9 protein-coding genes are annotated in these 12,578 nt (G+C 69.1%); all 9 read right to left on the bottom strand.

Going from position 1 to position 12,578, the window contains the following annotated elements; all coding sequences use genetic code 11:
• Positions 1–29: 29 nt before the first annotated feature.
• From tssL to tssE, 9 genes are read right to left on the bottom strand one after another with little or no spacing between them, the layout of a single operon-like run.
• Positions 30–1,331 carry a type VI secretion system protein TssL, long form gene (gene tssL / locus NK8_RS22895; protein WP_213231299.1) on the bottom strand — a complete coding sequence of 434 codons (1,302 nt, stop codon included), beginning with the start codon at positions 1,329–1,331 and terminating at the stop codon, positions 30–32.
• Between the two features lie 31 nt (positions 1,332–1,362).
• Complete coding sequence (gene tssK, locus NK8_RS22890; protein ID WP_213231298.1) at positions 1,363–2,703, bottom strand: type VI secretion system baseplate subunit TssK; 1,341 nt, start codon at positions 2,701–2,703, stop codon at positions 1,363–1,365.
• 19 nt (positions 2,704–2,722) lie between these two features.
• Entirely contained in the window at positions 2,723–4,072 is a 1,350-nt protein-coding gene (gene tagH, locus NK8_RS22885; protein WP_213231297.1) for a type VI secretion system-associated FHA domain protein TagH, read from the bottom strand.
• Positions 4,073–4,092: 20 nt separating this feature from the next.
• Positions 4,093–6,099 (bottom strand): type VI secretion system Vgr family protein, encoded by a 2,007-nt coding sequence (locus NK8_RS22880; RefSeq protein WP_213231295.1) that lies wholly within the window; start codon positions 6,097–6,099, stop codon positions 4,093–4,095.
• A gap of 15 nt (positions 6,100–6,114) precedes the next feature.
• On the bottom strand, positions 6,115–6,504 hold the full coding sequence (locus NK8_RS22875) for a DUF4280 domain-containing protein (RefSeq protein ID WP_213231293.1): 390 nt from the start codon (positions 6,502–6,504) through the stop codon (positions 6,115–6,117).
• Between the two features lie 10 nt (positions 6,505–6,514).
• Complete coding sequence (gene tssH, locus NK8_RS22870; RefSeq protein WP_213231291.1) at positions 6,515–9,106, bottom strand: type VI secretion system ATPase TssH; 2,592 nt, start codon at positions 9,104–9,106, stop codon at positions 6,515–6,517.
• A complete protein-coding gene (gene tssG, locus NK8_RS22865) occupies positions 9,099–10,145 on the bottom strand; it encodes a type VI secretion system baseplate subunit TssG (protein ID WP_213231290.1) in 1,047 nt (348 codons plus the stop codon). The genes tssH and tssG overlap by 8 nt, the downstream gene beginning before the upstream one ends.
• Positions 10,130–12,019 carry a type VI secretion system baseplate subunit TssF gene (tssF, locus tag NK8_RS22860; RefSeq protein ID WP_213231289.1) on the bottom strand — a complete coding sequence of 630 codons (1,890 nt, stop codon included), beginning with the start codon at positions 12,017–12,019 and terminating at the stop codon, positions 10,130–10,132. The genes tssG and tssF overlap by 16 nt, the downstream gene beginning before the upstream one ends.
• Positions 12,016–12,573, bottom strand: a complete 558-nt coding sequence (tssE, locus tag NK8_RS22855; protein ID WP_213231288.1) for a type VI secretion system baseplate subunit TssE — start codon at positions 12,571–12,573, stop codon at positions 12,016–12,018. The genes tssF and tssE overlap by 4 nt, the downstream gene beginning before the upstream one ends.
• Between the last annotated feature and the right edge of the window lie 5 nt (positions 12,574–12,578).

Genomic DNA, 12,578 nt, shown 5'->3' with positions numbered 1-12,578 from the left:
TCTCCATGCTGATCTGCTTGACGAATGACTCACGACGATGCGCCCGGCGCGAGCAGCGTGATCTCCACGCGGCGGTTTTTCGCGCGGCCAGCGGGCGTGTCGTTCGACGCGAGCGGCTCGGCGTCGCCGCGCCCTTCCGCCGAAAAGCGCGCGGGCGTGCCGGTGAGCGACGCGAGCATCGCGCGCACGCTGTCGGCGCGCGCCTGCGACAGATGCCAGTTCGACGGGAAGCGCGCGGACACGAGCCGCTGATCGTCGGTATGGCCCGTCACGACGACCTTGCCGGGCACGCCCGCAAGCGCCTGCGCGATGCGCCCGATCAGCGCGCCGTAGGCGGGATCGAGCGACGCGCTGCCGGAGGCGAACAGGTTGTCGCCGTTGATCGTGACGATCGAGCGGTCCGCCGCTTCGCGCACCGAGACCAGGCCTTCGCGAATCTCGGGCGCGAGGAAGCTCGCGAGGCTCGCGGCGGCGGCGGGCATCGCGGCGGGCGCGATCACGCTCGCCGGCGCGGCGGGCCGCGCGCTCACGCGAACGCGGTCGAGCGCTTCGAACGCGGGGTCGGACGTGCGATTCAGGCTCATCGCGAGCGCGATGTGCGTCGCCACCACCACGACGCCCGCGAGCGCGGCGCAGACCCACGGCGGCATGCGCTGCACGAGCGGCCGGCGCGCGCGCTCGGCGGGCCGCCAGTGCACCGACAGTTCGGTTTCGAACGCGCCGCGCTGGTCGCGGATGATGCGTTCGAGCCGCTCGCGCACCGATTCGAGCTGACTGCGTCCGCCGTCGATCAGTCGATAGCGTCCTTCGAACCCGAGCGACAGGATCACGTACAGCAGCTCCAGCACATCGACGTTGCGCGCCGGGTCCTGTGCGAGCCGTTGCAGGATCAGAAAGAAGCGCTCGCCGCCCGACGCCTCGTTGTGAAAGGTCACGAGCAGGCTGCGGCTCGCCCAGACGCCGCTGCCCCACGGCGTGCCCGCGATCGCCTCGTCGATGCAGGTGCACAGGCAATAGCGCGCCGCCGCGAGCTTTTCAGTGTCGGCGCCGCCCGCGCGGGCCTCCTGCTCGAAGGCGCGCACCATGCGTACGAGTTCGCCTCGCAGCCCTTCGATGTCCGCCATCGCGGCCCGCTGACGCAGCGGCAGCGCCAGCTCGATGAGCGGATTGGCCGCGCGCACCAGCGGGTTCAGGCCGCTCGCGGCTGGCAACACGGGCGCGCGCGGTGCTTCGTCCATGCGCGCGCGCTCCGCCAGGCGTGCGCCCGGTTGCGGAATCAGAATGGTGTCGTCCGGGTCGAAGCCGGCTTGCGGCAAGGCGGGTGCATTCACGATGCGTTCCTTCGTCGAATGGAGCGGGGATTCACGGGCGGATCGCCCAGAACTCGAACTGGATGCCGGGAAAATCCCCCGCTACATGCAGCGCCACGCCCGCCGAGGTCGCGAACTGCCGCCACAGATCGCCGCCGCGCTCCAGCTCGAAATAGGTGAAGCCGGCATGGAACGGCAACTGGCGCGGCGCGACCGGCAGCGCACGCAGCGCGACGCCCGGCAATTGCAGATTGACGAGATCGCGGATGCGCTCGACCGGCCCGAGCTTGGCCTGCTGCGGAAACCCGTTGAGCAGCGCGGCGGGCGCGAGATCGGCCTTCACCGCGAGCACGAAGCTCGCCGAGCGGAACAGCTCGCGGTCCGGCACGATCGCCACGCGCAGTCCGTACTTGCGCTCCTCCAGCGCGATCGGCACGGCATGCGGGTCCATCACGGCGGCGAGCGCGGCGCGCAGCGCATCGACGATCGGCGTGAAGGTCGCGTCGAGCCGCTCGTGGCGATACGCTGGGAACGCGCCCGGACGCTTGCCGGACTGGCTGAACGTGGCAAGCTCGCCCGCCAGTTGCAAGGCGTGCTGATGAAGGTCGTGCGGATGCAGACCGGTCGTCGACGCGATCCCCGCGAACAACGGCTCCGCCCGGTTGAGCACCTGCAGCAGCAGAAAGTCGGCGATCTCCGCCGCGCCGGTCGCGGCGGGCTGGGCGAGGCGCGCGGCGAGCGCATCGGCGCGCTGGTGCATGAGGCCCGTGAGTTCGTCGACGAATCCGCACAGCCGCCGCGACACGCGATAGTCGAGGCAGGGCGGCGCGTAGGCGGCATCGAGCACGATGCTGTTGTCCGCGCGACGCTCGACGATGCGCGCGATCCCGAGCGACGTATGCGCGTGCGCCACGTCCTCCTCGAACGCGAGGCGCAGTTGCAGCTTGCCGACCTGCACGAGCGCGGCGCCGGTCGCGCCTTCGTTGCTGTCGAGCACTTCCGTTTCCGCGATACGGTGGCGCGCGAAGCCATCGTGACCGGCCTGCGCCGCATACGCGGCCTCGGGCGCGCCATGACGCGCGACGGGCAACGCGAGCACGACCGTCAGATCGCGCGCGTCCTCGGGCACGGCGAGGGGAAGCGGGAGTTCATCGTCGGCGGGAAGCCGGAACGGACTGCCATCGGGCAGCACGCCCGCGCACGCGGTCAGCGCAATGCGGCCGAGCTTCAGTTGCCCGACGTCGATCTCCAGTTCCGAAACGCCGAACGCATAGGGCCGCAGGGCGGCGCAACGCGCGTCGATCTGCGCGCGCATGTAGCGGTCATGCTGCTGCAGATGCTGCGGTTGAAGCAGCATGCCTTCGGACCAGATCACCTTGTTGTTCCTTGACATCGTCGCCTCGCGCTTGATTTCAATGAAGGATTGAAGGAGCCAGCGGCTTCGCATCGGCGAAACCGTTCGCCTGCCGCTCATATGCGTCGTTGAAAGCGCTGCCGGAGAGCGCCTGGAGGTCGTCGGCGCTCGCATGCGTCAGTTCGGCATGCAGCGCCACCAGACGCTCCCACTGACGCGCCTTGCGGCACGCGGGCAGCCAGTCGAGCCAGCCGCGCCGGGTGTCGGCGGCCGCCGCGATCGCCTGCGGATCGAAGCGCCCGAGCAGGTGCTGCATGGCCGCGCGCGTGCCCGCGAGGACCGCGAGTTCGTGACGCCGGATATCGTCGAAGGCGCCTTGAAGCGCGCTCTGCGCGGGCAGATAGCCGGCGCTCGCGCCACGCAGCATCTGCGCGAGCGCGCCGTCGCCGTCGGGGAAAAACTTGAGCGGGTTGTTGTCGCGCTGGACCAGCATCGTCGTGTCGAGACTGATTTCGCGCTTCATCACCGAGCGCGACAGCAGCACGTCCACTACGCCTCGCACCGCCGTGCGCAGCATCGCGCCCGCGAGACGCGCGACCTCGGCGGCATCGCGTGTGTTGAGCGCGGCGGCATCGACGCCCATGCCGTCGAGCAACGCCGCGTAGGCCGATTCGGCTACCGCGTCGTTCGCGGCGGCCGTCGTGGGGATCGGCAATTCCGGGGCGCTCGTGCAAGGCGCCAGCGCCATGTCGCCGAGCGGATCGTAGTCGTGCGGAATGCCGCCCGCCAGCGCATGCGTGATCGCGCGCACGGGCGGCGCGTAGGCGACCTGCTCGGGCGGCACGTGATCGCTCTGCGATCCGGCGAACGCCGCATGGCCGTCGAGCCGGTGAGGCGCTTCATGTTCACCGTAGAGCGGATCGAAGCGCGAGCCCGGCAGCGGCGAATCCGCCAGCACCGCCGCGCAGGCGAGCGGATCGTGCGCGAAGGTCTGCGCCGCGCCCTCTTGCTGCGCGCTCGCCGCATCCAGAGGATCGAAGCCGCGACGGTCATGCACGCCGAGCGGCGCGTCGAAGGCTGCAGCGGGTGCGCGCGCCATCGATCGCACGCCGAGCCGGTAGCCGCCGATCTCCAGCACGTCGCCGTCGGCGAGCGGCGCGGGCTGGCCGCCCGCGAGCGGCCGCCCGTTGACCCGGCTCGGATTGCCGCCGAGATCGGCGAGCCGCCAGCCGTCCTCGGTCCAGTCGATCCGCGCATGCACGCGCGACACGGTCTTCGCCGCATCCGGCAGCACCAGCACGTTGCCGGTGCCGCGCCCGATGGTGCCGCCCGCCGCGCCGAAGCGGCACGCGAGCGGCGCATCGGGCGCGCTGCCCTGATAGCTCTCCACCGTGAGCGTGAGATACATGAAGTCTCCTTGGTGTCCGTTCATCTGGAGCCGTCGTCGGCCTGGCGGGGCGCGGCGGGCGCATCGGGCGACGCGCTCGCCGCGCCCGCGCCGGCGCCTGCCCCGCCGCAGTTGATCTGCACGACCACGCCGTCGATCGACACCGGCCCGGCCGCGCTGATCGCGATGCCGGACGGTCCGAGCACGATGGTGTTGCCGCCCGCCTTGAGCGTAAGCGTCACGCCGGCCTCGATGGTGACGTTCGCTCCGCCCTTCACATCGACGTTAACACCCGCCCCCACCGAAATATTCGCCCCGCTCTTGTGATGTGTATCGCCGCCGATTTCGAGGGAAAACTTGCCGCCGATGCCCGTGCGCTGGTCGCCTTGCACCGCGTCGCTGCGATTTCCGCCGCAGCGCGCGTAGTCGTCCTGCTCGACGATTACATGCCGCTCGCGGCCGATGCGCGTGAGCGCGTCGTGCTTGACCCAGGTTTCCAGATCGCGCTCGGCGTGAAAGAACAACTGCTCGGCATCCTTCGTATCGTCGAAGCGCATTTCGTTGAAGCCGTTGCCGCCTTTCGTCGAATTGCTCCTGAGCGTGGTGCGGGCCATCTTCGCAGGCAGTTCGTAAGGTGTCGTCTGCGCCGCGTTGTAGACGCTGCCGATCACGAGCGGCTGATCCGGATCGCCTTCGATGAAATGCACCAGCACTTCCTGTCCGATACGCGGCAGGAAGAACGCCCCGTAGCCCTTGCCGGCCCAGGGCTGCGCGACGCGCACCCAGCAGCGCTGCAGCGACTCGCGCGACGCCTCTGGTCCGAGCTGCTCCCAATGAAACTGCACCTTGATGCGGCCGTATTTGTCGGTATGGATCTCTTCGCCTTTCGGCCCGACGACCACCGCCGTTTGCGGCCCCGCCACGCACGCGCGCGGCGTGCTGCGCGCGGCCCGGAATCCGGCGTCGCGCGGCAACGCCGTGAAGGCGCAATCGAACACGGGCGGCCGGGCGCGCGCATCGAAAGTGGAAATATAGTCATCCGAATTGATTTCATATTCGGCCGAAACGACGAGGTACTCACCGTTGTGCTGCGCGAGCGGATGATCGCTCAAATGCACGGTTCCGCCAGGCCAGATGGCGCGCGCGGTCGTGCGCGCGCTCACGAAGACATTGGCCGCCTGATGCGCCTCGACGCGCGCGCGTGCGAGACGCTCGGCGTCCTCGTGGCGCGTGTAGCCCGGCGCGTGCTCCTGCATCGCGTAGACGGGCTCGTCGAAGCGCTTCACGCGATGTGCGCGCGCGACGAGACCTTGCTGCGCCGATTGCGACGGCTTCTCGAAGTCGTAATCGTTGAGCTCGACGATGCCTGTCGCCACTTCGCCGCCCGTGGACCATGCGTAGACCCACTCGTGCTCGCGCGGCGCGCTGCTCTGCGCGCGAAACGGCAGTGCATCGCAATGCGGCGTCGCGCCATGCGCCTGCGACGAATCCGTGAGAATCAGCCGATGCTTGCCGCCCCGATGCTCGAAGTAGTAGTAAATGCCTTCGCGCTCGGCGAGCCGACTCACGAAATCGAAATCCGTCTCGCGGTACTGCGCGCAGTGTTCGAGGCCCGGATACGTCGCCGAGCACTTGTTCTCGAAGTCGATGTGATAGTCGGCGAGCACGCGGCCGATGATCGCGGACGCGGTCATCTGGTGGAAGAAGCGGCAGTGCGACGCGCGCGTGAGCAGCCACAGGCGCGGGCGCACCGTCGCGCGATACAGCGCCGGACGATTCGGCTGCGTGCTCGCGGGCCGCGCCAGCTCGAACGCCGTGACGATGCCGTTGTACTCGCGCGTGCCGCCCGAGGGAATCGCGAGCGACAGCGAGAAGTCGCTGCCGAGCATCTTCGCGATGTCGAGATTCGAGCGGTCGGCGAGCAGTTCGAGATCCCATTGCGCGAGGCGTCCCAGTTCCTCGCGTCCGCGCATGCGATACAGCACGAGCGCGTTCTTGCCGAACGCGCAGGTCACCTGCGCGATGCGATCGTTGTCGGTGAGCATCATCGGCGGCCTCGTCGTTCAGGGAATCTGCGTTTCGCACGTCGCCGGATCGACGATCGACACCACGCCGCCCCAGTTGCAGAGGCACCTGGAGACGTTGTCGAGCGACGGCTGGTTGCCAAGCAACACCGTGAGCGCGCCGGGCACCCAGGGCGACACGGTCGCGGGCATGCAGGGCATCGGCGTCGGCGTGCCGAGCGCGGCGGCGGTGGCCGCGGCGACTTCGGGATTCGCCTGCGAGGTGCACATGCCGAACGGCATGATGTTCACGAGCGGCTCGTGATCCATGATGTTCGCGGCAATCGACCCTTCGCAGCGCACGCGGTTGACGGGCAGGACGACGAGCGCGGACGGCGTCACGCCGAACGAGCATTGCAGCGTCGCGCCCATGACGACTTGTTGTGGCATGACCGGCTCCTCAATCGAACGAATAGGTGAACTCGCCGTCGCATACGCCGACTTCGACTTTCGCTACGCTGCGGCCATCGACCAGACGGCTCAGGAATTCCGTGCTCACGCGCGGCAGCACGGTGTTGGTGAGAATCGCGTCGATCATCCGGCCGCCGCTCGCGAGTTCCGTGCAGCGCCGCGCGATCTGCCCGACCACCGCGTCGTCCCAGGCGAAGTGGACGCGCTGCCGCTCGCCGATGCGCCGCCCGATGCGCGCGAGCTGGAGACGGATCACCGCATCGAGCATCGCCTGGTCGAGCGGGTAATACGGGATCACCGCGACGCGCCCGAGCAGCGCCGGCGGAAATGCTTCGAGCAGCGGCTCGCGCAACGAGCGCGCGATGTCTTCCGGCGCTGGCGCTTCACGCCCGCCGCACAGATGCGTGATGAGTTCGGTGCCGACATTGGTCGTGAGCAGGATCAACGTGTTGCTGAAATCGATCTCGCGTCCTTCGCCGTCTTCCATGCGGCCCTTGTCGAAGACCTGGAAAAAGAGCTTGTGCACGTCCGGATGCGCCTTCTCGAACTCGTCGAGCAGCACGACGCTATAGGGACGGCGCCGTACCGCCTCGGTGAGCACGCCGCCCTCGCCATAACCGACGTATCCCGGCGGCGCGCCCTTCAACAGGGAAACGGTGTGCGCTTCCTGGTACTCGCTCATGTTCACGGTGACGACGTTGTCCTCGCCGCCGTACAGCGCCTCGGCGAGCGCGAGCGCGGTTTCGGTCTTGCCGACGCCCGAAGTGCCCGCCAGCATGAACACGCCGACCGGCTTGCAGGGATCGTCGAGGCCGGCGCGCGCGGTCTGCACGCGGCGCGCGATCATGTCCATCGCGTGACCCTGTCCGACGATGCGGCGGTTCAGCGTCGCGGCCAGCTCGAGCACGCTGGCGGCTTCGTCGCGCACCATGCGGCCGACCGGGATGCCGGTCCAGTCCTGCACCACCGATGCGACCGCGTGCGCGTCGACGCCTGGCAGGATCAGGGGCGCTTCGCCCTGGCGCTCGCCGAGTTCATCGGTCAGCGCTTTCAGGTCGGCGAGCGTGACGGACTCGCCGCCCGCCTCGATCGCCCGCCGCGCCGCGAGAATGCGTTCGACAAGCGCGCGCTCCGTCTCCCAGCGCGCGGTGAGATCGGCGAGGCGCGTACGTTCGGCGTCGAGCCGGGCGGCGACATCGACGGCGCGTTCCCGCGTGTCGATGCCAAGCGCCGCTTCGCGCGCCACGATCTCGCTTTCCGTCGTCCACGTCTCGATGCGGCGCCTCGCATCGTCGATGGCGGGCGGCAGCGCCTGCTGGCTCACCGCGACGCGCGCGCAGGCGGTGTCGAGCAGGCTCACGGCCTTGTCGGGCAACTGGCGCGCGGGAATGAAGCGATGCGAGAGTTTCACCGCCGCCTCCAGCGCCTCGTCGAGCACCTGCACGCCGTGATGGCGCTCCATCTTGCGCACGAGGCCGCGCATCATCGCGATCGCGCCCGCTTCGGTCGGCTCCGGCACCTTGACCACCTGAAAGCGCCGCGTGAGAGCCGGGTCCTTCTCGATGTGCTTCTTGTATTCGACCCAGGTCGTCGCCGCGATCGTGCGCAGCGTGCCGCGTGCGAGCGCGGGCTTGAGCAGGTTGGCGGCGTCGCCGGTGCCGGCCGCGCCGCCCGCGCCGACGAGCGTGTGCGCCTCGTCGATGAAAAGAATCACCGGCCGGTCCGACGCCTGCACCGCTTCGATCACCTGCTTCAGCCGGCTCTCGAATTCGCCCTTCACGCTCGCGCCCGCCTGCAGCAGACCGACATCGAGCGTACGCACGACGGCGTCGCGCAACGCGGGCGGCACGTCCCCCGCGACGACGCGCTGCGCGAAGCCTTCCACCACCGCCGTCTTGCCGACACCCGCCTCGCCCGTCAGGATCGGGTTGTTCTGCCGCCGCCGCATGAGAATGTCGATGACCTGGCGAATCTCCGTATCGCGCCCGACGATCGGATCGAGCTTGCCCTCGCGCGCCTCGGCGGTCAGATCGACGGTGTAGCGGGCGAGCGCGTCGTTCTGCGCGAGCGGCGCGGCCGGTTCCGTGGCGGGTGCAGCCTGCGCTTCCGGCGAGCCGTCGAGCAGCGCGTCGAAGCGTGCGGACAGCGCATCGAAGCTGATCTTCTCGAACTGGCGGGACAGCGCGTAGAGCGCGTTGCGCAGGTTCGGCGTGCGCAGCATGCCGATCACGAGATGCCCGGTGCGGACCTTCGAGGCATTGAACATCAGCGAGCCGAAGACCCAGCCGCGCTCGACGGCTTCATCGACTTGCGCGGAGATATCGGAAACGGAGGTCGCGCCGCGCGGCAGGCGATCGAGCGCGGCGGTCAGATCGCGTTCGAGCGCGGCCTGGTCCAGCTCGAAATGCCGCACGAGACGACGCAGATCCGAATCCGCCGCGAGCAGAATCTGATGCACGCAGTGCGCCAGTTCGACATACGGATTGCCGCGCAGCTTGCAGAACGCTGCGCCGTTTTCGATCGCACGATAGGCAAGCGGATCGAGCTTGCCGAACAACGCCATGCGGCTGATTTCAGTCATGAGAAGTCTCCTTGCTTCTGGCTTGCTTCTGGTTCGCTTGCGCCTGCCCGGCGATCACGACCCGATGGTTGTCATGAACCGGCGCGCCGCTCGTGAGCCAGGTGTTCCAGCCGAGGCGCGCGCCTTTCGTCGAATGCCCTTGCAGCCGCAGCGGCGGCACTTCCTCGCGCTTCAGATGCAGCGCCACGTCCCAGTCGAGCGGATCGCGCACGTAGTTGCGGACCCAGTCGGCGAGCTTCGTGAGGCTCGCGCCGCCCGGCAGAAAGCGCATGAAGTCGACGTAGCCGAGCGGTCCGATCACGATGCGAAACTTGTGCTGGCAATCCCAGACCCGCGTGCCCACGACCGTCGATATGCCGAGCCGCGCGCCGCAAAGACGTGTGCGCGCGTCCTCCGGCAGCGCGATCCAGTGGCCGCGCCACGGCTCGATCGACACGTTCACGCCGAAAAAGCGCGCGAGAATCAGCCGCAGCCCGTCGGCATGGCGCGTCGGCGCGGCAAGCACGCCCGCGAAGTGACGCTTGGCGGAATCGGGCACGGCGTCGCGATCGGCGAGTGCGGGCGCGCCGAGGCCGAACAGGCTGCCGACGTAGCCCGCGAAGCGATCGTCGCGCGGACGGTCGGCGCTCACGACCGGCTGCGCATCCGCCCACGCGCGATAGAACAGCGACAGCATCCGGTGATGGAACACGTCGAGAAAGCGCGCGAGCGTCGGATCGTTCGCGTTGCGCGCGCGCTCGCGCACGTAGGCGGTCAGGTGAGTCGGCAGCGGGCCGTTCGGTCCGAGCAGGCCGAGAAAATTCACCGCGAGCCGGCCGGGCTTGCCGTCCTCGCCCGGCGCGTAGTCGCCGAGCGTCGTCGGATGAAAGATCAGCTCGGGGTCTTGCGAGAGCCGCACGGCGTCGTCGCGCGCGGACAGCGACCGGCCGAGGCGCGGACGCTCCGCATGCGCCTGCTCGATCAGCCGCAGGGCCTGAAAGAAGTCGAAGCGGCGGGCGTCGCGGGCGAGCACGCCGTCGATGGTCAGAGCGTCGCGCATCGTCCGGTCCTCGCTGGCCACCGCATGACCGGACCACGCGCGAGCGTCGCGACGTGGGTCTCGGTGAACGAATTGATCGACACGTACTGCGCGAAGAACTGCGCGAGCACCGCGCCGAGCAGGAATGCGCTCGCGCCTTCGAATGCGGCGTCGTCGAAGTGCAGCGTGATCGCGAGGCCGCGCCCGTAGACGATCGGACCCGGCGAAGGCAAACGGCGCACGACCGGCGCGCACGACACCGAACGCAGCCCTTCGACCTGACGATGCGCGGCGGCGTCATCGGCGGGGCAGTAGAGCGTGAGCAGTTCGCGCAGCGCGCGGGCGCCTTCCTGCTCGTTCGTATCGACGAGCGATGCGTAGTTAAGCGAAAGATGATCGAGCAGCCGCCACGCCGCCGGCCCTTGCGCGAACGAAGGCAGCGGCCGGCTCGGACCCGCGACGCAGCGCACGGCGGTGACGGGCGCTTCGGCGTCGAGCGTGAAGTCGGTCGAGCCCGCGCCGACCGGCATCGAGAGCGGCAGGTCGCGGTTCGTGCACCACGCGCTGATGCCGAGCTGGCGCGCTTCGCCGCTTTCGGGCGCGCTCGCCGCATCGACCAGCGCGATGAACGCTTCGCTGCCGAGGTAGCTGCTGCGCGCGCCGTTCTGCTGCTGCCGCACCGACGCGCGCCGCGCCTCGCGCCGCAGTTGATAGAACGCGCCGCCCTCGCCCGGCAGGTCGAGATCGTTCGCGCAGTGGAAAGGCCGATACTGCTTCTGCGCATCGGCGCCCGCGCCATAGCCGGTGACTTCGTCGATCTGATGGATTTCGTAGTCCATCGGACGCGTGCGATCGACCACGACGTGATACTCGAACTCCGTGTCCGACAGCGCGACGCGGTCGGTGCGGCGGCGAAACAGGTTGATGGCGGGCGTGCAGTCGAGCGCGAAATTCGAGGCATCGACGCCGCGTTCGAGCGACGCATCCGCCTGATCGAGCAGGATCACGATCTCTGCTTCCCGCCCGTGGCAAAGACGCAGCGCAGCGCGCAAGCCTGCCAGTTCGACGAACATGAAGCGCGGCGCGAAGGCGAAATATTCCTGCAGCAGGCGATAGCCGTCGAACGATTGCCGGCCAACCGGCAGAAGCGCCTCGTCTTCGGCAAAGCCGAGCGGCTGCAGCGTCGTGCCGGGCAGCACGGCGAGCGTGGTTGCGGCGCTCGCGCCATTGCCCGGATGCATCACCGCGACGCCGACGCAATGCGCGAGCAGCCGCTCGTGCAGCCTGGCCGGCAGGCCATCCGGGCCGCGCAGATACAGCGCGAGACGGTCGAGCGAGAGGCGCTCGAAGCCGAGCGAGCCGGTCGCGCGCACACGCAGGCGCAGTCCCGCCTTGACACCCGCGGGCAGCGCCGCCGCGTTCAGCGATCCGGCATGCGTGAAGAACTTCGCCTGCGCGATCTCGATGGGCCACAGCGTGAGCGCATGCGCGGTGCGATATTCGCAGCGCGTCGACGCGGACTTGTCGAGCATGCCGCGCAGCGCCGTATGACGCGGCACCACGATGCCATCGGCGCTCGCCGCGAGTTGCGGGTTCGCGTGGTCGGCCTGCAACTGCACGACGGTCATCGACGGCGTCGGCGCGAGATAGTGCGGATACGCCTGTTCCAGCAGATGCTGCGTGAAGCGCGGGAACTCGGCGTCGAGCTTCATCTGCACGCGCGCGGCGAGAAAGCTGAAGCCCTCCAGCAACCGCTCGACATACGGGTCCGCGCATTCGACGCCATCGAGCGCGAGCCGCCCGGCGATCTTCGGAAACGCAGCGGCGAATTCTCCGCCCATCTCGCGGACGTGCTGAAGCTCCTGGCTGTAATACCTGAGGAACGCGGGATTCATGTCTGCTGCTCCCCGGCCGACGCATCGCAGACGCGCACTTCGCCCGCTTCGAGATCCAGTTCCGTGCGCAGGAACAGCCGCTCGGGATATGGCTGCGACCACATGTCCGCCTCGATCTCGAAGCTGATCACGTGGCCGCCTCTCGCGCCACGCGCGCTTTTGGCGACGCCCGCGCCCTTCGCCTCGTCGATCGCCGTCACCTGCACCGATTCCCGCGCGAGCCGCGGCTCGAAAGCCCACAGCGCGTCGCGGATGATGCGCTCCAGCGCGCCCGCGGCGAGCGCGGCGACGTCGCGGCCGGCGAGATCCGGCAGGCCGTAGTTGAGCACCGACGTCGCAACGTGCGGCAGCGTCGCCGCGCCCTGCGCGTTCGATCTCTCGCCGAGACCGCTCGCGTTGAGAAGCCAGCCGATATCGCGCTGCACGCTGTCGCGCAGTGCACGCGCCGAGATCACGCGACGCTCGCGGGATTCGTGACGCGCATGCGGTTCGAAATCGGTCAGGCGGTCCAGCAACGACGGCTGCAGCCGGTCGCGGGCGGAAGGTTCGGACATGGGCG

This window comes from Caballeronia sp. NK8, assembly GCF_018408855.1.
Classification (GTDB): domain Bacteria; phylum Pseudomonadota; class Gammaproteobacteria; order Burkholderiales; family Burkholderiaceae; genus Caballeronia.
Note: the sequence above shows the minus strand (reverse complement) of the source record. Positions and strands in the feature narration are given on the sequence as shown.